The 24,702-nt window shown below is 42.6% G+C and carries 19 protein-coding genes, 1 other RNA gene and 2 pseudogenes; 14 read left to right on the top strand and 8 right to left on the bottom strand.

Annotated features, from left to right (window positions below):
- The first annotated feature begins 26 nt into the window (after positions 1 to 26).
- Both L1D60_RS19045 and L1D60_RS19040 read left to right on the top strand, forming a co-directional pair.
- Positions 27 to 1,235: a BamA/TamA family outer membrane protein gene (locus L1D60_RS19045; protein ID WP_239842566.1), complete on the top strand. Its 1,209-nt coding sequence runs from the start codon at positions 27 to 29 to the stop codon at positions 1,233 to 1,235.
- A 341-nt stretch (positions 1,236 to 1,576) separates the two neighbouring features.
- Positions 1,577 to 2,754 (top strand): annotated as a pseudogene (locus L1D60_RS19040) (IS3 family transposase).
- A 204-nt stretch (positions 2,755 to 2,958) separates the two neighbouring features.
- On the opposite strand, the gene L1D60_RS19035 reads toward L1D60_RS19040, so the two are convergent.
- From L1D60_RS19035 to gmtY, 4 genes are all read right to left on the bottom strand, one after another.
- Positions 2,959 to 3,282, bottom strand: a complete 324-nt coding sequence (locus tag L1D60_RS19035; protein WP_239842472.1) for a DUF1244 domain-containing protein — start codon at positions 3,280 to 3,282, stop codon at positions 2,959 to 2,961.
- 89 nt (positions 3,283 to 3,371) lie between these two features.
- Positions 3,372 to 4,046: a gamma-mobile-trio protein GmtX gene (gmtX, locus tag L1D60_RS19030; RefSeq protein WP_101904067.1), complete on the bottom strand. Its 675-nt coding sequence runs from the start codon at positions 4,044 to 4,046 to the stop codon at positions 3,372 to 3,374.
- Positions 4,047 to 4,048: 2 nt separating this feature from the next.
- On the bottom strand, positions 4,049 to 8,599 hold the full coding sequence (locus L1D60_RS19025) for a VPA1269 family protein (protein ID WP_239842471.1): 4,551 nt from the start codon (positions 8,597 to 8,599) through the stop codon (positions 4,049 to 4,051).
- A 10-nt stretch (positions 8,600 to 8,609) separates the two neighbouring features.
- A complete protein-coding gene (gene gmtY, locus L1D60_RS19020) occupies positions 8,610 to 10,049 on the bottom strand; it encodes a gamma-mobile-trio recombinase GmtY (RefSeq protein ID WP_239842470.1) in 1,440 nt (479 codons plus the stop codon).
- A 130-nt stretch (positions 10,050 to 10,179) separates the two neighbouring features.
- Here gmtY and L1D60_RS19015 point away from each other — a divergent pair.
- A pseudogene (locus tag L1D60_RS19015) lies at positions 10,180 to 10,395 on the top strand (DUF1244 domain-containing protein); the annotation flags it as partial.
- Positions 10,396 to 10,477: 82 nt separating this feature from the next.
- On the opposite strand, the gene L1D60_RS19010 reads toward L1D60_RS19015, so the two are convergent.
- The gene (locus L1D60_RS19010) at positions 10,478 to 11,542 is read right to left on the bottom strand and encodes a PLP-dependent cysteine synthase family protein (protein WP_239842469.1); all 1,065 of its coding nucleotides are present in this window, start codon (positions 11,540 to 11,542) and stop codon (positions 10,478 to 10,480) included.
- Positions 11,543 to 11,690: 148 nt separating this feature from the next.
- Here L1D60_RS19010 and L1D60_RS19005 point away from each other — a divergent pair, with 148 nt between their 5' ends.
- Positions 11,691 to 12,146 carry an Lrp/AsnC family transcriptional regulator gene (locus L1D60_RS19005; RefSeq protein ID WP_032549577.1) on the top strand — a complete coding sequence of 152 codons (456 nt, stop codon included), beginning with the start codon at positions 11,691 to 11,693 and terminating at the stop codon, positions 12,144 to 12,146.
- An 88-nt stretch (positions 12,147 to 12,234) separates the two neighbouring features.
- A complete protein-coding gene (locus tag L1D60_RS19000; RefSeq protein ID WP_239842468.1) occupies positions 12,235 to 12,933 on the top strand; it encodes a hypothetical protein in 699 nt (232 codons plus the stop codon).
- Between the two features lie 101 nt (positions 12,934 to 13,034).
- Here L1D60_RS19000 and tesB read toward each other — a convergent pair whose 3' ends face one another.
- Positions 13,035 to 13,895, bottom strand: coding sequence for an acyl-CoA thioesterase II (gene tesB / locus L1D60_RS18995; RefSeq protein ID WP_239842467.1), 861 nt, complete (start codon positions 13,893 to 13,895; stop codon positions 13,035 to 13,037).
- 167 nt (positions 13,896 to 14,062) lie between these two features.
- On the opposite strand from tesB, the gene L1D60_RS18990 reads away from it, so the two are divergent.
- Entirely contained in the window at positions 14,063 to 14,503 is a 441-nt protein-coding gene (locus tag L1D60_RS18990) for a YbaY family lipoprotein (RefSeq protein ID WP_239842466.1), read from the top strand.
- Between the two features lie 47 nt (positions 14,504 to 14,550).
- On the opposite strand, the gene L1D60_RS18985 is transcribed toward L1D60_RS18990, so the two are convergent.
- Positions 14,551 to 14,853 (bottom strand): DNA base-flipping protein, encoded by a 303-nt coding sequence (locus tag L1D60_RS18985; RefSeq protein ID WP_239842465.1) that lies wholly within the window; start codon positions 14,851 to 14,853, stop codon positions 14,551 to 14,553.
- Between the two features lie 51 nt (positions 14,854 to 14,904).
- Between L1D60_RS18985 and L1D60_RS18980 the strand changes: the two genes are divergently transcribed.
- The 5 genes from L1D60_RS18980 (at position 14,905) to L1D60_RS18960 (ending at position 19,622) form a co-directional block, all read left to right on the top strand.
- The gene (locus tag L1D60_RS18980; protein ID WP_239842464.1) at positions 14,905 to 15,648 is read left to right on the top strand and encodes a hypothetical protein; all 744 of its coding nucleotides are present in this window, start codon (positions 14,905 to 14,907) and stop codon (positions 15,646 to 15,648) included.
- 224 nt (positions 15,649 to 15,872) lie between these two features.
- Positions 15,873 to 15,969, top strand: an RNA gene (gene ffs, locus L1D60_RS18975) — signal recognition particle sRNA small type.
- 122 nt (positions 15,970 to 16,091) lie between these two features.
- Positions 16,092 to 16,718 carry a TnsA endonuclease N-terminal domain-containing protein gene (locus L1D60_RS18970; RefSeq protein WP_239842463.1) on the top strand — a complete coding sequence of 209 codons (627 nt, stop codon included), beginning with the start codon at positions 16,092 to 16,094 and terminating at the stop codon, positions 16,716 to 16,718.
- A gap of 1 nt (position 16,719) precedes the next feature.
- Positions 16,720 to 18,636, top strand: coding sequence for a transposase family protein (locus L1D60_RS18965; protein ID WP_239842462.1), 1,917 nt, complete (start codon positions 16,720 to 16,722; stop codon positions 18,634 to 18,636).
- A complete protein-coding gene (locus L1D60_RS18960; protein WP_239842461.1) occupies positions 18,606 to 19,622 on the top strand; it encodes a TniB family NTP-binding protein in 1,017 nt (338 codons plus the stop codon). The genes L1D60_RS18965 and L1D60_RS18960 overlap by 31 nt, the downstream gene beginning before the upstream one ends.
- Positions 19,623 to 19,641: 19 nt before the next feature.
- Here the strand turns inward: L1D60_RS18960 and L1D60_RS18955 are convergent, their stop codons facing one another.
- Positions 19,642 to 19,950, bottom strand: coding sequence for a helix-turn-helix transcriptional regulator (locus tag L1D60_RS18955; RefSeq protein ID WP_239842460.1), 309 nt, complete (start codon positions 19,948 to 19,950; stop codon positions 19,642 to 19,644).
- Between the two features lie 100 nt (positions 19,951 to 20,050).
- Here L1D60_RS18955 and L1D60_RS18950 point away from each other — a divergent pair, with 100 nt between their 5' ends.
- From L1D60_RS18950 to L1D60_RS18940, 3 genes are all read left to right on the top strand, one after another.
- Positions 20,051 to 20,596 carry a hypothetical protein gene (locus L1D60_RS18950; RefSeq protein WP_239842459.1) on the top strand — a complete coding sequence of 182 codons (546 nt, stop codon included), beginning with the start codon at positions 20,051 to 20,053 and terminating at the stop codon, positions 20,594 to 20,596.
- The gene (locus L1D60_RS18945) at positions 20,590 to 21,972 is read left to right on the top strand and encodes a DEAD/DEAH box helicase family protein (protein WP_239842458.1); all 1,383 of its coding nucleotides are present in this window, start codon (positions 20,590 to 20,592) and stop codon (positions 21,970 to 21,972) included. The genes L1D60_RS18950 and L1D60_RS18945 overlap by 7 nt, the downstream gene beginning before the upstream one ends.
- An 85-nt stretch (positions 21,973 to 22,057) precedes the next feature.
- Positions 22,058 to 24,505: a DEAD/DEAH box helicase family protein gene (locus tag L1D60_RS18940; RefSeq protein WP_239842457.1), complete on the top strand. Its 2,448-nt coding sequence runs from the start codon at positions 22,058 to 22,060 to the stop codon at positions 24,503 to 24,505.
- Positions 24,506 to 24,702: the final 197 nt, after the last annotated feature.

Genomic DNA, 24,702 nt, shown 5'->3' with positions numbered 1-24,702 from the left:
CCTCTGCTCATTTTGAGAAGACTATGATGAACAAAATACACCCGCTGATCTTGGCTTGTGCCACTACCTTATTCGCTTCATATAGCAGTGCCTCGTTTTTTGACAGCCATGATGGGCAGTTTGATCTTGGGCATCATATTGCTGAGAACGCTTACGGCTTCTTGCCAGTACCCATCTTAATCACTGAGCCGGCGGTTGGAGTTGGTGGAGGTGTCGCTGGGCTATTTTTACACGAAGATGAGCAGGCTAAGGAGAAGCGCAAACAGGCAGCGCTAGCAGCGGTGGATGGGGGCGCTCAGTTAGTGCCCGCTGCCATGACTCTGGTCGGGGCGGCGGGCACGGAGAATGGCTCTTGGTTTGCGTTTGCCGGGCATCGACATTCTTGGTTAAAAGATTCGATCCGATACACAGGTGGACTGGGCGTTGGCGAAGCTAAACTCGATATTTATCAACCAATTCAGTTTGATGGCGTCGGCCCATTGCCTGCAATCGATACCCTTAGGTTTGGTACTACGACCCAAGTGGCAGGCTTGATGCAAAAACTTCAGTTTCGAGTGAAAGACACGCCACTGATGTTAGGCGCCAAACAAGTGCTCGCAGTTTCTAGTGTTGATCTAAATTTTTACGGAAAACTGGGCCAAGCCATTGATAAGCTAAGCCAGCATTTTGACCTTGAACAGTTAGGCAACGCGTCGGTGACATCGGGGCTGGGGCTGGTGGTTGATTACGATACGCGTGACAACTTGTTCTACCCGACTCAAGGGTATCAGCTCAGTGCTGAGTATATGACTTATGATGAGGCGATTGGTAGCGATTACAACTATCAAAATCTTTCGCTTAACGGACAGGTCTATTTTCCGCTGGGTGATGCTTGGAATCTGGCGTTTGCTGGGAACTATCAACATTTCTCTAGTGATGATCGGTTGATAACGCCAACTGCAAAACCTTACGTAGCGCTGCGAGGTGTTTCGTCGTATCGCTACCAAGGTGATGAGATACTCACCGTACAGACTCAGCTTAGTTATGATATTGATAATCGCTGGAAAGTCTCTGCATTTTACGGACATGGTGTCGCGCAGCAGCGCAATTCCGAAGATGCCCTGAACCAAGTAGACGCTTATGGGGTCGGATTTCGCTACCATATTGCTCGGCGTTATGGCCTTCGTTTAGGTGTCGATATTGCGTTCAGCGATCAAGAAAGTGCACTGTACTTTAATATTGGTAGCGGGCTCTAACTGTTTTTAAGTTCAGAGAGATTAGCTAAGCAGTCAGAGGAAAGGCTGTAGTGAACTTGAGTTTACCCAAACTTAACTTATCTGAACTTTGTAGCATGGAGCATAAACTCCAAGTCATTTTTGTCCATAACCTTCACAGTTGGCACTTCATAACTCTGGCACTTCATAACTCAGAATTGCCCCAAAGAGTGCAAGCTCAAGACAATTTAAAATATCGGGACAGAGTTGACGTTCATTTTAAATTTTAAGGGGCGCTAAAGGTGTTCTACTGTAGTGGCATAGTGAATTTGGCCACCTGATTAGAGGTGTTAAGATGCACCTCGTACACAACAGGTGGAACTATGACAAAGCGTACGAGAAGAACTTTTAGTCCAGAATTCAAACTTGAAGCTGCCCAGCTAGTTGTTGACCAAGGTTACTCCGTGGTCGAAGCAGCTAAAGCTATGAATGTGAGCAAATCTGCTATGGACAAGTGGGTAAGGCAGCTTAAACAAGAGAGACAGGGTATTGCCCCAAAAGCAGCACCGCTGACGCCAGAACAAATAGAGATCCGAGAGCTTAAAAAGCGGATTGCCGAGCTGGAAGAGCACAACGAAATCATAAAAAAGACTACAGCTCTGTTGATGTCAGACTCACTGAAAAATTCTCGATAATCGAAAGACTCAAACAGAGCTACAGCATTCTCAAACTGTGTAGCATATTCGGTGTTCATCGCAGTAGTTACAAATATTGGAAAACGCGGCCAAAAGCTATTCCTGCGCATGACATTCGAATAAGAGCGCTTGTCCAAGAGGCTTACAACGCGAGCAATGGTTCAGCAGGCGCTCGAACTATTGCAGGCATCGTTACGAATTCTGGCATGAATCTGAGTTGATATCGCGCTAGTAAAATAATGAAAATGCTCGGCCTGGTAAGCAGGCAACTACCAAAGCATAAGTACAGGAAGCAGCCCCTAGAGCATGTAGAGATCCCTAATTACTTGGAGAGGCAGTTCGCTGTTACTGCTCCAAATCAAGTATGGGTAGGAGACGTCACTTATGTTTGGGCTGGGAGTCGTTGGGCTTATTTAGCGATTGTCATCGACTTATTTGCTCGAAAACCTGTTGGCTGGGCTATGTCCTTTTCGCCCGATAGTCAGTTGACCGTCAAAGCGTTAAAGATGGCTTATGAGTCACGAGGAATGCCTACAGGAGTTATGTTCCATAGCGATCAAGGAACGCATTACACGAGTCGAAAATACCGTCAGATCCTATGGCGATACCAAATTAAACAGAGTTTATCTCGGAGAGGTAACTGTTGGGATAATAGTCCAATGGAGCGCTTCTTTAGAAGCTTGAAAACAGAATGGGTGCCAGCCAGTGGTTATCGCAGTTTAGATGAAGCTTGGCAGAGCATCGTTGGCTATATCACTAGATACTACAGCCAAATCAGGCCGCACCAGTACAACGGTGGTCTGACTCCGAATGAGTCGGAAAGACTTTACTGGGAAACTTACAAAACTGTGGCCAATTTTAGTTGACCACTACAATTGCTCTGCACTACAAAGACTGGACACAAAGCTAAGCGACTTTCTATACTTGTAGTTATCCATAATTTACTAATTTAGCAAAGTCACTGACAAAGTTATGTCCAAAAGTTACTTACGAATGTGATCACCAGTGTGCTGCATGCTTATTATAGGCACCACCTAAGCTGTCAGATTATGCTTGAATCATTACACTTGTTAATTTTTTTTTGCTTGGCGAGCTTCGTAAGCTGCTAATTGTTCCGGGGTAGCTTTCTGTTGATGGTTAGTCTTCCATTCATCGTAAGTCATCCCATAAACGCGTTCTCGCGCATCATCTAAGTCCAGGTTAATACCTAACTGTTCTGCTTCCGAGGCATACCATTTACTGAAACAGTTTCGGCAGAAGCCGGCCAAGATCATTAGGTCGATATTGGCAACTTCCTTGTGATCATTTAAATGTGCTAATAAGCGACGAAATGCTGCAGCGTCGAGCTTGTCTTGTTGATCTTGAGTCAATTGCTTGTATTTAAATTGAGCCACAATCTTTTCCTTTTTCAAACTACATATTGTTAATGTTATAGTCTACAGGGAGATATTGTGTAATCAAGTACTCAATGAATAGGCCTGTTTTATTCATTCGTTGGTCTATCTATAGTAATTATTTTGAGGATTGCATCCGCGAATCCTATTTCAAATACCTCATCACCATTTACATTCTCAATGCTACCACCTTCACCTAACCTTAGACCAAACGTCTGTAGTCTTTTGGGGTCGATAGCAGACTTCAACGATTCATAGTCAGTTTCGGTCAAGTGAGAATACGAATTATCAGATTGAGGTGATGATTGGGTGAGGGTAACCACTAGGTCATTTTTGTTAGTAAGAAGGTTACGCAGTACTTTGTTCTCATCTCTTAACTTTCTTAATTCGGACTGCATGATTAGAACGTTGCCTTTGACACCTGGTTGCTGTATTTGGTCAATCCAATATTTAGTGTTGGGTGTTGTCAACTTGGTGGGTAGTGGGTAAGCTCTTTGGTACGCATTGATTAAATCTCGATATCGTTTACCGTTTTTGTTGCTGATCGATTGAGCGCTAGGTCCTCCCTTGGCGTTTGCCAAGTTACCTACAATAGAAGTGCTGAAATCTCTTGAACCTTGAGCTATCTCTGCACAGGTTTTGTTTACTATATCGATGCTGTTTTTAGACCGTGCAGTTTTGCATTCAGTTCGCAAGGCTTGGTATATTGCTTCTATCTCTTTACGTAGCTTATCATCTTTAATTTCTAACAGTTCACTACTCATTTTTAACTCTCGACTTGTTGTATGTAGGGATAACTGACTTCGTTGCTAGCAGCATTAATAATCAGTGACAACTCATCTTTGATGGTTTGCAAACTACCATTGTTGTCAATTGTTAAATCTGACAAACGCATGTCGCCATAAATCAAGTTATCAACACTTCTCCAGCTTTTAAGTCGATTGAGTAAAAGTTTTTGCATCTGATTTCCGATAAATCTTGATTGATCTTCATCGAGCTGGAAAAAAATGGCATCAAACCCATTTTCTTTAAGCATTGTATCAAGAAATTTCTCGCGTTGGATTACCGCTTCGCTATCATCAATACTGTCGTAAATTTGTGCATCTTCGCACACCTCTGCCAGCATCCTAAAATCGCTTGTTTCATCTAAGGAGACGCCAACTTCAGCCTCATCTCTGTTTAGAATGAGAGTTACACCTTTTGTTTCGTTTTCATCTTTGGTAGCGTCATTCATCTTGTGGATACAGCTCAGCACTTTTCTGAATATCGCCCCTTGATCTGCTGAAATTGAATAGAATTTTACCTGCTCAGCGTCTATCGCTGTATTAATTTGTTCCAATTCAAGTTTTAGACTATCCGTAGGTTGTTGCTGATCTTCGGCTTGTTTCTTTTTTAATCGAGTGCGTTTTTTCTTATTTTCCAATGACTCAATACGATTACTTGCTCGCTTTTTAGCAACATTTATTTCGTTAAATTTAGCAAGCAGTCCTCCCATGAAAGCTGGGCCTGTTACAAAAAAACGGCATTGGTAGCAGGATTTTGCTCTGCTATAGATCAATGTTTTTGCTCCGGGGTTGATTGGTGGGCCTCCTTCATCGCAACGACCATTGGCAACAGGGCACATCCCGCAGTCTTTAAAGCGTATTGCTGAGTTTTCCCATGCAACCTGACCAGCTCCATTACTGAGAAAAATAAGCTCCCCTTTGGCCTCATCAATGTTTCGTGACAATAGAGATGCTTGATATTGCTTTTGTTTGTTAGCTGCTATTTCTTTGTATTGACCTGCTAACTTGTCTCGCATTTGTTCGCTATTTATGACTCCGTAATATATGGTCATAACCAAGTTTGCGTGGCCAACGAGCTTCTGAACAATTGCAGGGTCTAAGCCATCGCCTTCAAATAAAAGAGCTGAAATATGGCTCACGCGCAAGGTATGTGGCGAGTATATGGATTGGTAGTCGCTATCAGCGCCTCCACTCTTGCCTTTTTTTATCTGTGCTAGAGGCATGTCATCGTTTTGAATTAAATATAGTAACTTCTCAAATGCGCTGAATGCAGAGTTTGGAAGAAATGGTTGACTACCAGGCGGATTTGTATTCCTTTTTATAGAATCGCGTGGATCTCTAAATAAAAAGCATTGGCTGCCACGTTTTTTCAATATTTTCTGATGTATTTCTGCAGGAGTAGTGATGTCTCTCCAAGGAGTAGGAGTTCTCAGAGGATTATATTTTGTTTGCCAATCCCGAAGACGAATTACCCACTTAGCAACATCAAGTGGCATCCATGGAACCGTATAACCGCCTTCATGCTTGCTGGTTTTGTTCGTAGAGATGTTCATTCCAATTGCATCGCCAATTTCTCGATGTAAGAAACCTTTATTTCCAAGGTGGCTAGCTAGAGGGTTATCATTAATTACCCATATGAGGTTTCCATCATCTTGTTCAATCAGTTTGTAATCATCAGCCTCACCACTGTCAAGATAACAGATTTGAATCCCTCGGAGTGGCAATGAAAACAAAACGTACATTTCAATAGCTCTAACAGGTGACCAAATTTTGTATATTTTATGTTTTACATTTTTAGCATTTATCTTCTTAGTAACTATTTCCGTTTTAGTGACGCAGTTTGGGTCATCTATTGCAAGCTGATAGGTATCTTCATCTACCTCAAACCAGTCTGAATCGAATAATAAATGAGCATCGGTGAGGTCAGAAAAAGTACGACAAGGTCGTCTATTACCATTAACATCATGAACAAAGTCAGGAATTAGGTATTGTTTAGCTGCTTCAATATATACAAAGTCAAGAGGTGGTTTAACCGTCTGAATCGGTCTACTTTTGGATTCAAACTCTACATTTAAATACTGGTAGGGATGGCGGAAGTGAATTTCAGGGTTGATTGAAATTAATTCACCTGTATCTTCATCGCGGTCATAACAACAATCGTTCATAACGAATTTTACAAAATCAATAACGGTTGATTCCAGGTATTTCCCATCACTTACTTGTTCTAGTAGCGGCTCCAGCGGTTCAATGTGATTGCCGGCAATAAATAATTCGAACGGATTATAGGGTAATGCATTTTTAGATATTAGATGCCTTAGAAAATGATTTATGTGAGATATTTTGGTGGAAAACCCTCTCTTAGCGTGTCCGTTTAGATATTGTCGAGAGAGTTCTGCCCATTGTTCAAACCCTAAGTCTTCAATTTGTTCAAAGGGGCGTGGTTTATATAAAAAATCGTTTGCCTTTGTGAAGCCTTCAATTTCGTGATATCTCACCCTTAAATGGACAATTCTATGAGCGTGTTTCACGTAGTCCTTAGCCGTCGATATTTTGTTTTCAGTACAATAGTTTTTTACCTGTTTGATATCCCAATATCTAAACTCAATGAATTCGGCGTAACTGCCTAGACCGTAGTATCTAACTGGCTCTGCGGGCAGTTTGATATCGGAACTATGGGCTTTTTCGTATTCTTTTGATGTGAGCCATCCATTCTGTACGGCAATCTCCCGAGCTTTGATAAGATCGTATTTCATCGTTCCAGCAAACTCTTTCCATCCGTGCCACTGGCCTTGATATGGTTTATATCGTTCAATTGAAGGAGGTAACCGTGGGTCATGTTTGGCAATTTCAGGATAAGTCCTAGACGTAATTTTTATTCTTAATTTTTTTGCAATTTCTATTGCTGCTCTTTGCGCATCAATTAATTGTTCGTAACGCCCATCACTGGCACCAAAGAAATGCTGCACAGTTCGCCACGTACCAAAGTATGCTCTTTCAGGGGATGGAGGGAACATTTTGTCTTCGAGTCGCAGGCGCTCATAATCCAAGACGGCAATTTTGCTCTTAGTCTTCTTAGCTTTTGCTATCTGATGAGCCTTTTCGAAGGAATAGAAGGTGTTGCGTTGGAAAAAATATTCAAGTCCCAACCAATGATCTGCATATGTTTTATCAGGGGAACTTGGCATTTTAGGATCATCTCGGGCTATCAGGCTAAAGAGGTCACTAAGGCTATAGTTATAAAGGCTAATGTTATTCTTCTTTAAATAGACCTGAATTGTGTTTTGTGCTTCGTGGTAGCTGTACCATGCCGACTCACTCAATCCAAACAGGTCTCGCATCCCCTTCCAACCCGCTTGAGCGTAAAATATATTTGGAGCTGAAGGCATACGGTCGTCCTTTACTCGAAGAGATTGATACTTCTCTATCAGTTTATCAACCGACTCGGGCTTTGTGTCTTCTTGTTCTAACACATTTTTAATTGTATGTTTCAGCTCTTTTAATGTGTAAAGCTCCATGTCGGGCAAGCCAAATAGATCTTTTATTCCTTTCCAACCTACGTTAGCGTAATACCGCTCTGGACTTGAAGGTATCCGAGGGTCTTTTGCTCGAAGTAATCGATACTTTCTATATAAGTTGTCAATTGATTCCGGCACTATGCCTTCTTGTTTCAGCGAGCTTTTAATTGTTGATTTAATCTCTTCGTATGTGTAAAGCGCTACTTCCGGCAGGCCAAACAGGTCTCGCATACCTTTCCCACCCATTGTAGCGTAATATGTTGTCGGATCCGCAGGCATTCGAGGATCTTTATTACATAAGAACCGATATTTCTTAACTAAATTACCAATAGATTTCGGATCTGTGTCTTCTTGTTCTAGTATTTTTATAATTGTCTGTTTCAGATCTTTGAGTGTATAGAACTCGATGTCCGATAGACCAAACAGGTCGCGCATACCTTTCCAACCCACTTTAGCGTAAAACTTACTTGGCCCTGAAGGCATACGACTATCTTTTTCACGAAGGGATTGATATTTTTCAATTAGTCTGGAAACCGATTCCGGGTCTGTGCCTTCTTGCTTTAATGCTTTTTTTATTGCAGTTTTCAACTCTTCCAGTGTATAGAACTCTATGTCAGGCAAGCCAAACAGATTTCGTATACTTTTACCGTAAGCTTCATTTGGATGCGAAGGCATGCGACTATCTTTTTTACGCAGAGATTGATATTTTTTATATAGTTTTTCAATTGAATCTGGTTCTGTCCCTTCTTTTTTCAACGCTCTTTTAATCGTTAGTTTTATTTCTTCGTGTGTATAGAACACTATTTCCTGAAGATCAAACAAGTCTCTCATACTTTTCCATCCCGCTTTAGCGTAAGCCTCCTTTGGATGTGAAGGCATACAAGCGTCGTTTTCTCGCAGAGATTTGTATTTTTTATCTAAATTACGGATTGATTCCGGTAGGGTATCTTCTTGCTTTAGAGCTTTTCTAATGGCAGTTTTAAGTTCTTCCAGTGTATATGGGTTTTTATTGTTCATGATGACTAACTCAGTATTCACGCAATCTAGAGAGCGTTTCAGTGCTTATATCTTTCATTGAATCGGACAGCAGGTTGAGTGCATTACGCTCGTTTACCATCTCTTTTAACGCTATAAAACCATTATGTAACTCTGACCTGATTGTTTCATCGGATGGGTGTATATAAACGTATTGTGATAATGGGCTCGAATGTCGCAGTACCTTTTGTAATATGATTGGATCTTTCGTTGTTTCCCAAACGTCTGAACCGTATCTATGACGGTGTGAGTGGGGTGAGGTACCTCTCTCTTTGGCAACAATAAGTCCTATGCGCTCAACTGCGCGTTTGTGTGCTTGTTGAAAATTTCCGTAAGAGGCGGGAGCACCATTTCTACTTGTAAATGCAAAAGGATGAATTCTGTCTTGAGGTGCTTCGACTCGTTGCTGGGTCATATAAAGTACCCATAGATCCCAAAACCATTGCCCAGCCTCAATAGGAAACCATTTCACACTTGTTACTTCATTTATGTCTTGGTTTTTCCAGCCTGAATAATATGAATGTGGATTACGTTTGTCAGTCCTAGTTCTTAATCCCATTTTTGCCAGTTGCTCCCTACGGCTATCTGGGTGGTATAGCTTAACAAGCGCTTCACCAGGATGGTTTGGGTTTTCCATAATGTCTTCAACGAAAAGGTGAAATGGTTCAGATACGCGTAATCCGCCAAACTGCATTAATATGGTGATTAGCATATCTCGGAGGTTGTACCGCTGTGTAAAACTTCCAACTTTGATTCGTGTGTTGAATGCATCTAAAAGATCAAAGATCCGTTCTCTAGGAAAGGTATAAAGCTTTGTTTTAGTTTGAGTACGATGTTCAGACTTAACGCTATGCACAGTATTGATTTGAACTTTATCTATTGTCCTTGTATAGGATAGAAATGAGTTTGAATACTTATGATGCCAGGCTGCGAGGTTGATGTGCTGTTCAGCAAAGTCGGCTAGCCTTTTTTTGTTTAGTAGGATCGCGTTAAGTGGTGTGTTCGTTTCAGTAGCGAGCTGCTCAGCCTTGCGATAGTTGTATTCGTTAAAAAGGGTTATGTAACCGATGATTTTATTGGTGTTTTGAATTGACTTGGGTAACCAATATAGACCACTTGGATCGTCTTCGGTTGTTGGGTCAATGGTACCGAACTCTAGATCGTCAACGAACGCTCTGAAACATGAAACCGGGTCTGGAAAATCTTTTCGACGTTTTGCCAGATAATTCATGAACAACGCTACCGCACTGGCACTCTTTTGATGCCAAGAGGACGATTTTTTTCTTTTTTCGTATGCATACTTTGCATAGGAGATGAGTAGGCTCTGATTTACGAAGATCAAAGGGAGGACAAAGACATTTGCATCTCGTACAGTCATTCGTATCGCAATCTTGGCAACTAAAACGGTGTGATCATGATTGTTAATCTGCATGAGTTTCTATTAGTTTGATTGTTTTTAATACGTTAAACACTAGGAGGTAAGATGAGGCTTTACAACTTTAAACAGTGATAATTTTATTTCTTTTGATGGTTTGATTAGTTAATTATAACTATTAAGACTACAGAACATCGACCTTATGATCTTGGCGGGTTTCTGCCGTAACTGTTTCAGCAAGTGGTACAAAGCAGAAGCTGAACAGCAAGGTCTAGATATCGACATCGATGATGCTCGTGAGCGTGTTTACGGCATGACTTACGATGAGTGGAAACAGAACCACCAACCAAAAGCAACGCCAGAGCAGCTAGCGGCTTTCGAAGCGAAGCAGAAGCCAGAGTAAGTATTCTCGTTGAATGAAAAAAAGCGGCATGAAGAGATTCATGCCGCTTTTTAGTTTCAAGCTTTTTGTACAAGCGATAGTTTTATAGCTCGCCAGTTTGGTTAAACACTTTTAGTCTTTCTGTGCACGGCTGAATATCGCCGATGTTTTCACGCACCCATTCGTCATCAAAGTAGGTGTCTAGGTAGCGTTCACCGCTATCACACAACAGAGTCACGATAGAGCCTTTCTCGCCACGCGCTTTCATCTCGCTTGCCAATTGTAATACACCATACATATTGGTACCTGTGGAAGCGCCGACTTTACGACCAAGTAACTCTGATAACCAGTGCGTTGTCGCAATACTTGCCGCATCTGGAATCGTGCGCATCTCATCAATCACGCCTGTGATAAAGCTAGGTTCCACGCGTGGACGACCAATTCCTTCAATCTTACTGCCCTTGTCACCAGTTAGGTCGACATTGCCTGTTTTAAAGAAATCGTGGAATACCGAGTTCTCAGGATCAACCACACAAAGTTGAGTTTCATGTTGTTGGTAACGAATGAAACGACCAATCGTTGCAGATGTACCACCCGTACCCGGACTCATCACCACCCACGCAGGAATTGGGTGATCTTCCATTTGCATCTGGTTGAAAATAGAGTTGGCGATGTTGTTGTTACCGCGCCAGTCTGTAGCACGCTCTGCATAGGTGAATTGATCCATGTAGTGGCCATTCAGCTCTTCAGCAAGGCGACGAGACTCAGCGTAGATTTGATCAGAGCGATCCACTAAGTGAGCTTGGCCACCGTAGAATTCAATCTGCTCAATCTTTTTCTTCGCTGTGCATTTTGGCATTACTGCGATGAAAGGTAGACCAAGCAAGCGTGCAAAGTAAGCTTCAGATACCGCAGTGCTACCAGATGACGATTCAATGATAGTGGTCTCTGGTCCTACCCAACCATTACAAATCGCGTATAGGAAAAGCGAACGCGCCAAGCGGTGCTTAAGAGATCCCGTTGGGTGTGTACTTTCATCTTTTAGGTAAATATCAATGCCTTCAACGCTCGGTAGATCGAGTTTGATAAGGTGAGTATCTGCAGAACGTTGATAGTCTGCTTCGATTTTACGGATGGCATTGTTGATCCATTTATGGTCAGTACACATAGGGCATCTCCAGATATTTGACGTTGTTATTTTTATGTTTGCTATGTCATTAAATTAGCGAGATCTGCAGAGAAAAACTTTGCTATATTTACTGCATATTGACGACTAAGTAGAAAAAAATTCTCTTTTATAGGCTTTTATTGAAAATATGATCGATGCCACGGACAAAAAAATACTGCGTCTGCTACAGCAAGACAGCACACTGTCACTCAACGATATCGCTGAAGCGGTCAACCTAACCACCACCCCTTGTTGGAAGCGTCTGAAGCGCCTAGAAGAAGAGGGCGTAATCGAAAAACGTGTTGCACTACTAAACCCCGAAAAGCTCGATCTTTCGTTTACCGCTTTTGTTTTGGTGAAGACCAGCGATCACTCGCATGAGTGGTATGGGCGTTTTGTTGGTACAGTCTCTGAGTTTCCGGAAGTGATGGAGTTCTACCGAATGGCCGGTGAATATGACTATATGCTCAAAGTACAAGTCAGAGATATGAAGTGTTTTGATGAGTTTTATAAGCGCCTAGTGAACAGTGTTGATGGCTTGTCGAATGTCACCTCAACATTTGCGATGGAGCCTTTAAAATACACCACGGCACTGCCACTATAATTACTGTCACTATAATGAATAGAGAGCGCACTGTTTAGTTGCAGTTATGGCTAACTTACGGAACAAGCAAGGGAAAATAAGGACGTTTATGCAAGCAAAAATCTCAATGGCCATTCAGTTGATATTGGCGACGGCGATTTTTTATTTGGGATACAGCATCTTCGCTTTTACCAATAAGGTGGGGGAGGTGGTGGACACTTACCCGCAGGTGATCGATGATCTTTCTGTCGTCACTGAAGATTTGAAAGTGGATGAATGGTTGGCATTCGCTGAGCACATTGATGAGCTCGCTCCGGAGGTGTTGACCACCGTTGAGGCGGTACGACAAACCGTTGAACAAGTAAATCAAACAGTCGCTTCGGTTGATAGTAAGATTCCGTCTATCTTGTCAGAAGTGAAAAACGTTCGCACAGACACCGTGCCGACTGTGCTACAAGAAATAAAGGTACTGCGAACAGATGTGATACCTCCGACTCTGAACGAAGTGATGCGTTACCGTGTGGAAGTGGTGCCTCCTGTACTGGCAGAAAGCCAAGCCTACCGTGAACAGGTTATTCCTGTAGTCGTTCAAGAGTCAGCCCAGCTAAGAGCGGATGTTCCAGGTATTTTAGATCAAGCAACTGAACTGGTTGATAAGAGTAAAGTGTTGGCACAAACCGCAACACAAGGTGCAGTAGAAGGCACAGTGAAAGGCGTTGTACTGTCACCGATTAACCTGATTCGCGATGCAGGTAATGGGATTAAGACTCGTGTTCAAGGTGAAGAGGAAGTGCCCGTAGCAGAATAGGTAGTCGAATAATTAAGAACATGAAAAAGGGCTTGAGTAGTACTCAAGCCCTTTGTATTTGTGTTTACGAATGCTCGCTAAGAATCAACGAACATTGAACATTACTTAGTAAAACGCATTACACCTTCTTGAACCGCTGTTGCGACCAATTGACCTTGCTGGTTGTAGATCTCGCCTCGAACCAGACCACGAGTATTACTCGCCGTAGGGCTCTCAATGGCGTACAGCAACCACTCATCCATCTTGAATGGACGATGGAACCAGATTGAATGGTCAATGGTGGCGACTTGGAAGTTAGGTGTCATCAATGAAACTTCATGTGGATGAAGCGCCGTTACTAAGAAACCCCAGTCAGAAGCGTAAGCCAGCAGGTATTGGTGGATAAGGTGATTGTCTGGCATTTCGCCATTAGCTCGCACCCACAAGTATTGCTTAGGTTCCGCTTTCTTAGGTTTGAGTGGATTTACTACCGTGACTGGACGCATCTCGATAGGCTTCTCGCCACAGAATGTCTTTCGAAGTTTCTCCGGTAGGAATTCGGCGATATGGCTAGCCAGTTCAGTCTCTGATGCAAAGTTCTCAGGCCCCGGAATATCAGGCATGGTATTTTGGTGTTCAAAGCCTGGGGCATCGCCATGATAAGAAGCGGTCAGATAGAAAATTGGGCGACCATTTTGAATCGCCTTAACGCGGCGAGTACTAAAGCTACGCCCGTCTCTTAAATTCTCTACGTCATAAATAATCGGTTTCTCTGGATCGCCCGGATATAGGAAGTAGCTGTGAAAAGAGTGAACACTGCGATTCTCTTCTACCGTGTAGCGAGCTGCAGACAACGCTTGTCCAAGCACTTGCCCACCGTAAACCTGCGGTAAGCCAAGATTTTCACTCTGTCCTCGAAACAGACCCTCTTCCAATTTTTCTAGCTGAAGTAAACTTAGTAGTTCTTTTAGTGGTTGACTCATTGCCAGAGTACCTCTTAATAAAATGAGAGCAGGTTAAAGGGTTAACCAAATCGCTCAGTCAAATATCTGTCAATAAATCATAGGGTTTCAAGACAGATTATGAAAGCTCTCTTATAATTACGATTCAGTTTTGCTATATCCAGCAAACACATTGAGAGAAAAATCGTATGAAAAAGGCTTTATTAATCGCAACGTCTTTAATTTCATTTGGCTTCCTTGCTGGCTGCCAATCTACGGAGCAAAGCGAAGCTCCACAACAAGTTGTCGCGGAGAACATGAAAATGGTGACGGGTACAGTGAGCTACCGAGAGCGTATTGCTCTGCCTGAGAATGCTCTTGTTACAGTGACACTTGAAGATATCTCACTGGCTGATGCACCATCTAAAGTGCTAGCGACTCAAGAGTTCACAACGGATGGTAAGCAAGTACCGTTTGCTTTTGAATTGAAATATGATGCCAGCCAGGTCAAGGACAATCACCGATACAACGTGCGTGCGACCATTCATGTCGATAGCAAGCTACGTTTCACGACGGATACGATTGCACCTGTGATCACGGATTTAGCTAACACTGAGTCACTGGATTTACGCTTGGTTGGTGTACGTTAATTCCTTGTTCTTAAAAAGAATAAACGGAATGAAAAGCAATGGCAGCATTATGGTTGCCATTTGTATTTTCTGAGTTTGATTTTTCCTGTCTCACTCACTTCAATACCTTCTGCTTCCAAATGACGTTTTTGTCGTTCGAAGTCCTCGCCTTTTAGCGAAATCTCTCCTTTACTATTAATGACCCTAAACCAAGGAAGCTGACTTCCCTCTGGTAAATTACCCAAAGCTTTGCCTACGTGACGCGCATAGCCTGGAAAGCCTGAAAAACGTGCTATATCTCCATAAGTTGTTACTTTCCCATAGGGAATTTGGTGAATTACTGCAAAGATTTGGGGTAAAAATTGGTCCATACTAAGTGTTCCTAGTTCATTAATACCACGGATCGGTAGAAGGAGAGAGCTATGGTATTTTCAACGTTTCAATTCTTAGTGACAACTCTGTTAGCGGTTGTCTGTGCCCGAGCTATCAGTTTAAGCGATGGTGACATTCCTGTTTTGGCTATGGTTATCCCTGCGCTATGGATTTTGCCGCAAGGGGGAGTAGCAGGCTTGGCACTGCTTGCATCAATGACCATTTACGGCTTAACCCTACCAATGCAGCCAATCACTTTGTCTGTGAGTGCTTGGGTACTGTTTCCTCTACTTATGGTCGTTTTCTCGCGCCGAAGTAGCTTATCGGTAGTTGTAGTTTCTGGGCTTATCGTTACGACGCTACAAGTCGGCATTATGGTTACCCAATCTGCGGGCAAGCTTGATGGTACGCCTTGGGTAACGGTTCTTCAAACGCTATCTATTATGGTTATCTGGTGGGCGGCGAATCATCTCAAGCCTGCTAGCCGACACAGCTGGTGGTCATTGTTTTTAATATTGCCACTCTGGATAGCAGACCTACCTTATGCAGCATTAGTCGCGTTGTGCGTAACGGGCATCATGGCGTCAATGGAGGCGATGACTAAGCTCAAAACCTTCCGTTGGAATAAACTGTTGTGTTGGACATTGCCGACGGCTGGCTTTGCAGCTCTGGTTATCACTCCAAGTATCGAGGTACCAAGCCCAGTATTTGTGGTTTGGCTGTGCTTGTTGGGCACAGCATGGATGACCGATTACATTATTCGAACGGAAGATAACGAAGATATCGATATCTAAGCCAGTGAATAGCGCATACGCTACGATCTTCTATCTAATTCGCTTCGCTTTAATCGCAGGTAAATGACCAATTTCCCTGCGATTTACTCATGGTTTGAATAAAGGATAAGCACTTAGACCACAATTGCTTAAAAAGAAAGGTCAAGGGCTTGCAATGGATGCCGGGATGCTTAATAATCCAATCACTCTTTGAGGCAAGCCTCTTAGAAAACGAATCTATGGGGGCCTGGTCCTCCCGCAACAATAGCTCGTGAACTCGGTCAGGTCCGGAAGGAAGCAGCCGCAGCGAGTGACTTGTGTGCCGGGATGTGGCTGGGTTCCCACCCTTTAAAAATGTTGTTAAAAGCATAACCTGTCCCAATAAAACCATAACTTGTCCTTTTAAAACCCTTAAAGTGTCCTAAGCTTATTTTGGTTGTTTTGTTACAACAAATGGGACGCATATGTATATTCGTAATCTTCGGAAGCCATCGCCTAATAAGAACATCTACAAATTCTCGAGTCTCAAAAACCGAGATGCTGTCATGTGTGAGGGTAGTCTGGAGAGAGACTGCTGCTATCATTTCGAATATGATCCAGATGTAGTTCACTACGAATCTCAGCCAGAGGGTTTCTACTATGACTTCCATGGGAAAAAGCGCCCTTACACTCCTGATTTCCTAGCTACCTATGTTGACGGTACATTCAAGTATGTGGAAGTCAAACCACACTCGAAAACGTTATCTAAGACGTTTAAACAAGAATTTGCTGCTCGTAAAGAGGCTGCCAATCGAAGAGGATTTGGTCTTGTTTTGGTGACTGATAAGCAAATTAGAGATGGGTACTTTCTCAAAAACTCAGAGTTGGTACATCGGTATAGTGGATGTATCGAAGGCGATGAGCTTGCATTCAAAGTGCATTCGTATCTGATTTCACAGGAAACAATGAAAATCAGTGATCTAGCCGTCTCAATTGGAGAGTCCGTCGGTCGGGTGTTCGCTTCTGTTTTAAAACTGATTGCAGTAGGAAAAGCCGGTGTTGATTTAGATATCGCTATGTTGAGTGGAAGTACAACTGTTTCGGTGAGATGAAATGGTTGGTCGATTCCATGACGAGTTCGAGCCCGAGTACAACGAAGATTCTGAAATAGAACATGAGCTTTTGCCTGAAACTCAGACCGAACGTCTTAAATACTCGAGATTACAGTCGACACAGATTATTGAGCGAGACCTCTCTTCATATCCTGAGGAGCAGAAGAGCAAAGCGCTCGAAAGGTATAAATTGCTATCCTTAGTTGCGAATGAACTGAGCGGAGGTTGGACTCCTAAAAACCTCAACCCCCTAATTGAAAAACACTTCACCAAAACACGTCTTACCAAGAAACCTAGCTATAAATCACTGCAACGTTGGCACAATTCATTTGTTGACTCGAATGGAAGTTTTACTAGCTTGGTCGATAAAAACCACCTTAAAGGTAATCGAGAAGCCAGAGTTATTGGTGATGAAAAATATTATGATGAAGCTCTGAAGATGTTCTTAGACGCAAGGCGACAGTCGATTAGAGCGGCATTCATCTTTTACAGCGACAGGATAACAGTAGCTAACGATAAGATAGTCGCCGGAAAAATACCCAAAGTCTCATATGAAGCGTTTAAGAATCTTATTCGCAAAGAGGAGCCATACAGCGTCGCGCTCGCTCGGCATGGGAAATACTACGCAGATAAGCTCTATAACTATTATCAATCTGTGGATATGCCGACTCGAATTTTGGAACGAGTCGAGATGGATCATACCCCCTTGGATTTGATTCTATTGCATGATGACCTCATGGTGCCGTTGGGTAGAGCACATTTGACACTGCTCGTAGATGTTTTTAGTGGGTGCATAATTGGCTTTCATCTAGGCTTTAAAGCTCCTAGTTATGTGTCGGCATCTAGAGCCGTTATTCATGCGACAAAAAGTAAGAGCTACATTTCTGAAATGCCTATTTCATTCAACAATGAATGGCTTTGCGAGGGGAAAATAGAGAACTTGGTGGTCGACAACGGTGCGGAGTTTTGGTCAAAAAGCTGGGAGGATGCATGCTTGGAGGTTGGGATAAATGTCGTTTATAACAAGGTTCGCAAACCATGGTTAAAGCCATTTGTTGAACGTAAATTTGGTGAAATTGTTCAAGGGATTGTTGGCTGGGTGCCGGGTAAAACATTCTCTAACGTGCTGGAAAAAGAAGACTACAAACCAGAAAAAGATGCAGTCATGCGTTTTAGTACCTTCGTAGAAGAGTTCCACCGTTGGATAGTAGACGTGCACAATGTTAATGCTGATAGTCGTCATAAAAGAATACCAAACCTTTACTGGAAGCAAAGCTATGACGTTTTACCACCATTAAAACTCTTACCCGAACAGGAGCAAGCATTTAGCGTAGTTATGGGAATTCTTCAGCATCGAAAGCTGACTGACAAAGGCATTAAGTTCATGCATATAGACTATGACTGTGTAGCGTTGTCTGATTATAGGAAGACGTACCCCCAAACAAAAGAGTCGTTGAAAAAGAAAATAAAAGTAGACCCAGATGATTTATCCGCTATCTATGTGTACCTCGAGGAGCTTAAAGGATATGTGAAGGTTCCAAGTAAGGATCCAATTGGTTACACCGTTAGATTGAGCGTTTGCGAGCATGAAAAGATTTTGGCGGCTCATAGAACCTATATAAAAGGCGAAATGGATGTACTGTCATTAGCAAAAGCTCGACTAGCTCTGCATGACCGAATTGAGTCAGAACAAGCAGAATTAATGCAGTTAACGCATTCTGAACGCAAACGAAAAGCGAAATCGACTAAGAAAGTTGCAGAGATATCCAGTGTTAACAGCGATACCCCTCACTCCAAGCTGAGTGATAGAGCGTCAAAATCAAGCTTTGGTATCTCAGAGCAGGAAACCAATTCTCAAACAACTCCGCTAGAGAACTTTAGGTCTAAATGGAACGAGCGCAAAAACCGGAGGGAATAGTTGTGACCACAGTGAGAAGGAATTTGGAGCGGGATGAAGTTTTAGCAAACTATCATGACTCTTTTTCAATTTACCCAGAGGTTGAAAAAGTCCTCTCTGGACTTGAGTGGATAATGAGACGCAGGAAGTTTGGCACTTTTGCGCCATCAATGCTTCTGACAGCTGGCACCGGTGCAGGAAAGACAGCCACAATTAATCATTTTATCGAGAAAAACTTATCAAGGAATGAAGTTCTTATTACTCGTGTAAGACCCACGTTACTTGAGACTTTACTATGGATGGCCAAAGAACTTGGAGCTTATAGAAATAGCAGAGCTAAGCCTTCAGAGATCGGGTTAACGGATTGTGTGATTGAAACATCGAAAAGAGTTGGGCTTAAATTATTAGTGATTGAGGAGTGCCAAGAGTTGTTTGAACGAACCAGTCATAACCAGAGGCAGGATATTAGAGACCGTCTCAAAATGATTAGTGATGAGTGTCATTTGCCGATTGTGTTTGTAGGACTTCATAGTGCTGGACTAATTTTAGAAGACTCTCAGTGGAATAGGCGAATTATGGTTCGACGCACACTCCCTTACATTAAGATCACAGATGAGCCTGCAATTGACAATTATTTAGATGTTTTAGATGCTCTCGAAAAGGCAGTGCCTTTAAGATTCAAGGTGCCGTTGACAGACGTTGATTTCGCAATGAGATTGTTATCGGCAAGCAAAGGTGTACTTGGTGAGATTAAAGAGTTAATTGCAGCCGCACTAGAGGTCGCTTTGGAGAAAAAGAAAGATTGTATTGACGAGGAGGACTTTGCTGCTGTTTACGAGAAAATTAATGCTCCCAATGATACAAATCCTTTCACTGTGCAGATAGATGCTCTAACTATAGAGCAAATAGCTTCTTATGAAAATTATGTCGCCGATGCCGAGACTGGTGAACTTTGTTTTGTAAAGCAGGTGTTTAGCAAATTATCGATACAGCAACTTGTTGGTTAGTGAGCCATCTTGCTTAGAGTTAACTAGGTTGTGTCAGTTTTTCTAATAGGGTCGCCTTCTCTTCATCACTCAGCTTATCAATCGCACACGCCAACTCAGCACTCAACTCATTCCTACAGAAAAAGTAATTCAGCGGCACATCTAACTCTTCAGCCATACGTTTGAGTGTACCAATATCTGGTACGTGTCTACCTTTCTCATAATGGTTCATTCGCCCACTAGCAGAACTTGGTTCCATGCCGATTTTCACCCCTAAATCTTTTTGGGTGATCTTGGCTTTTTTACGCGCAGCTTTGAGCCTCGCTGGGATTGGGTTGTCTTTCTGCACTTACACATTTCTTTTCAACCTTTAGATAACTTAGATTGTCTAAGTTTTACTGATTTTTGTATACTTAGCAATCCTAAGTTTTATTGCCTGTAAGAGTCACATGAAGAAAGTAACCAGAATTAACCCTCACATGTTTAACCTATTGATTGAAAAAGGTATGGACAATTTCTCCGTCACAGAAGCTAGGGATGCTTTGCTAAACAGTACTTCAGCCTTCCCGAGTAAGGACGACGCTCGGAAGTATGTTTATAAGCAACTTCTATCATTTGAGGAGAAAGGCTGGCTTTCTGTCATTGGGGCTCGCAGAGACAAACGTTACCATCAAACTAACGAATTCAAAGCGCTCACAATTGAGCCTAGAGTAGCTAGAAACAGGCAAGCTAAAGTCGACTCAATGGGTGATCAAACTCCAGAGTGCTCTCTAAATGCATTAGAGCAAGAGAGGAAACAGCATGAAGGTGAGTTGGCGATTACTCTAGGCGAGATTGAGGAATACCAATCGTTGTTAACGCGTTTCCCAAACAACAAGCAAGATATGCAGCCGCTATTTAATGCAGCAAGAGAACGCTCAGCCAAGCTATTAGGCAGAATTAATGCACTAACCAACTGGATGCAAGTCGCACAAAGCAAGGCCCCTCAATGTTAAGAGCATGGCAAGCCGAGTGTGCAGCTCAAGCTATCGAGAAATTCACGTTAAACAAGCATTCACATTTCTTCTGCCAAGCGACCCCTGGAGCGGGTAAAACCGTTATGGCCGCCGAGGTCGCGAGTCGGTTATTTGAACAAGGCATGATTGACTTAGTGCTGTGTTTCTCTCCTTCACTGACTGTTGCAGAAGGGATGCAAAAGACCTTTTCATGGAAACTGGAATGTCCCTTTAATGGAGGTTTGGGTTCTATTGGGGGCTCTTACACCTACCAATCCATCCGTTTTTTGGATGAAAACTTTTGGAGCACCGTCAGCAAATATCGAGTTTTAGTGGTATTTGATGAGATCCACCATTGTTCGTTTGATGATGAGGGGCGGTCAAACTCATGGGGGCTAGAAATTGTCTCGAAGATCCAAGGCTTTGCTCGTTATACTCTGGCGCTATCGGGTACTCCTTGGCGTTCTGATCGACTACCGATTGTCATGGCCGAGTATTCTGATCCTGATGGTAAGGTTGTTTGCGATTACCAATACGGATTGCAACAGGCCGTCGAAAATAAGGTATGCCGCCGCCCTAAAATCGTTTTAATCGATAATGAGCACCTGAGTGTTAAGGCTGGCAGTGACAATCAACACTTCGCCTCTATTCTTGACTGTCTTAAACAATCTGATGTGTCTTACCAAAGTGTCATTCACAATGAAGACGCTATGAATTACATATTAAATAGTGGTTGCCAAAAGCTAGCGCAGATAAGGCAAGAGTCCCCAAATGCTGGAGGCTTAGTGGTTGCATCTTCTATTAAGCACGCTAAAGACATTCAAAAGCGACTGATTGAGCACTTTAATCAATCAGCATGCATAGTGACTTATCATCATGATAATCCGTTACACGAAATTGAGTCGTTCCGTCACTCAAAGGTTCAGTGGATAGTTAGTGTTGGGATGATAAGTGAAGGAACGGATATTCCAAGGCTTCAAGTATGCTGCCATATGAGTTCGGTAAAAACAGAACTTTACTTTAGGCAAGTCCTTGGAAGGATATTGAGAGTTAATGATTCACCCAACCAAGAAGCATGGTTGTATACTTTTGCTGAAGAAAGTTTGATTGGGTTTGCTGAACGAATTGAGCAGGATATTCCAGAGTCGTGTTTATGTATTAAAGCGAATGAACAGACTGATGAGCCAGAAAAGGTGCAGAGTTTTACTCCTACAGATTTGTCTAACGATAAGGTTATGGTATCAGAGGAACCCTCAACTCAACTAAATTGGTCAAAAATCGATGGGTTTCAAAACGCTTTTCACTCTGATTTCGAAAGTTATGATGAGTTACGTTTAGGTGATTTTAAACAAAGAGTTATCGCAACATTCACTTAATCACACCGTGAATGATGCGCACTCGGATTTATATTGGTTTTACGATATACTGATAAGCTATTGAGTCTCTCTACGAGTAATCCAAATGGTCAGCAGCATTAATAAAGCTAAGTTATCTGAAACCGACATCATTACCAAATTCATACTTCCTGCCATCAAAGACTCTGGTTGGGATGATATGACCCAAATTCGCCAAGAAGTGAAATTGAGAGACGGTAAGGTGATTGTTCGTGGCCAAGCGGCTGCTCGTCAGAAAGTAAAATCAGCCGATATTGTTCTTTATCATAAACCTAGTATGCCGCTTGCTGTGATTGAGGCAAAAGCCAATAAGCACGAAGTTGGTAAAGGCATGCAACAAGGTATGGTCTACGCAGGGTTGTTAGAGGTGCCATTCGTTTTTGCTTCGAATGGTGATGGCTTCATCTTCAGAGATTTAACTAATCCCGCTCAACTAGAATCTGAAATTCGTCTAGAGGATTTCCCGTCTCCTGAAGAACTTTGGCATAAATACTGTGTTTGGAAAGGTTATAAAGAAGAGCACTTACCAATTATTACACAAGACTATTACGATGATGGTAGTGGAAAGTCACCTCGTTATTACCAACTTCAAGCGATTAACAAAACGGTTGAAGCGGTAGCATCAGGTCAAGACCGGATCTTGTTGGTTATGGCGACAGGTACGGGTAAAACCTACACGGCATTCCAGATCATTTGGCGTCTCTGGAAAGCTAAGGCTAAGAAACGAATTCTGTTCTTGGCTGACCGAAATATTCTTGTCGATCAAACCAAAACGAATGACTTTCAGCCTTTTGGTACTGCAATGACTAAGATTACAGGCCGCAAAGTCGATCCTGCTTTTGAAGTTCATCTAGCCCTTTATCAAGCGCTTACTGGGCCAGAAGAAGAACAAAAAGCCTACAAGCAAGTAGACCCTAACTTCTTTGACTTAATCATCATTGACGAGTGCCACCGTGGTAGTGCTTCAGAAGACAGCGCTTGGCGTGAAATTCTTGAATACTTTAGCAGTGCGACTCAAGTCGGTTTAACGGCAACACCAAAAGAAACCGATGAAGTATCTAATATCGAGTACTTTGGCGACCCAATTTATACCTACTCTCTTAAAGAAGGTATTGAGGATGGCTTCTTAGCCCCTTATAAGGTCGTTCGTGTCGATATTGATGTGGATGTTCAAGGTTGGCGACCAACCAAAGGGCAAACTGACAAAAATGGCGAAGTGATTGAAGATCGAATCTACAACCAAAAAGATTTTGATCGCACAATGGTTATTGATGAGCGTACCGAGCTTGTCGCACAAACCATCACCAACTATCTGAAACGTACCGACCCAATGGCCAAAACCATCGTGTTCTGTAACGACATCGATCATGCTGATCGCATGCGCCGTGCGTTAGTAAACCTGAATCCAGAACAGGTTAAGAAGAACGATAAATACGTCATGAAGATTACGGGTGATGATGACATTGGCAAAGATCAGCTAGACAATTTCATCAATCCTAAGAAAAAGTACCCTGTTATTGCCACGACTTCAGAGCTAATGACAACGGGAGTTGATGCAAAAACCTGCAAGCTAGTGGTGCTTGATCAAGGCATTCAATCGATGACCAAGTTTAAGCAAATCATTGGTCGTGGTACTCGTATTGATGATCGCTATGGCAAACTTTGGTTCACTATCTTGGATTTCAAAAAAGCGACAGAACTGTTTGCGGATGAACGCTTTGACGGATCACCAGAACGCGTGAAGGTCACGACTCTAGAGCAGTTCGAAGATGAAGAAGATTTAGATGACATCATCGACGGCGTTGATGATGTCGATGCTGATAACCCATTCGGTGACGAAGACATTGATCCTGATTCAATTCAAGAACCAGAGGCAGCCTATGGTGAAGATTTTGGAAACTCCCCTGAAAGTACAGGTGGTGCAGACGATTGGGATGATGAGAATCGAGTTCGCAAATTCCATGTGAATGGAGTTCCAGTAAAAGCACTCGCTGAACGTGTTCAATATTATGATTCAGACGGTAAGCTTGTGACCGAGTCATTTAAAGACTACACCCGTAAAACCATGGTGAAGCAGTTCTCTTCTTTAGATGAGTTCACCAAGCGTTGGAACGAATCTGACCGTAAGCAAGCCATTATCGATGAGTTAGCCGAAGCCGGCATTCTATGGGAAGCGCTAGAAGACGAAGTGGGTAAAGACATGGACCCATTCGATATGATTTGCCATGTCGTTTACGACCAACCCGCTTTAACTCGTAAAGAACGTGCTGATAATGTGAAGAAGCGTAACTACTTCACTAAATATGGCGATACCGCGCAGCAGGTGCTGAACAACCTTCTCGATAAGTATGCTGATGAGGGCGTGCAAGAAATCGAAAACATCCACGTTCTTAAAGTGAAACCTTTCGATGAAATGGGCAGACCGTTAGAAATCATTAAGAAAGGCTTTGGTGGCAAACCGCAATATTTAGAAGCGGTTAATGAACTGGAAGCTGCTATCTACCAATCTGCTTAACAAGATTTTCACCGCGTAGATACGATAATTTATAAGGCCGCTAAGTTAGCGCAACGTAGTTCACTTAAGCGGAGCTGCTTTGCGATTAACCGGATAGCGAGTCTTTGATATTTTTACCGCCCTAGGCCGATTAGGCTTAGGGCGTTTGTCTATAAAAAGGACTGATAAGTCTCCCCTGAGACTTTTTAAACGTTTAG

This window comes from Vibrio sp. Isolate30 (assembly GCF_022397975.1).
Taxonomy (GTDB): Bacteria; Pseudomonadota; Gammaproteobacteria; order Enterobacterales; family Vibrionaceae; genus Vibrio; species Vibrio fortis.
The sequence above is the reverse complement of the archived record's forward strand: the minus strand, read 5'-3'. Positions and strand labels throughout refer to the sequence as shown.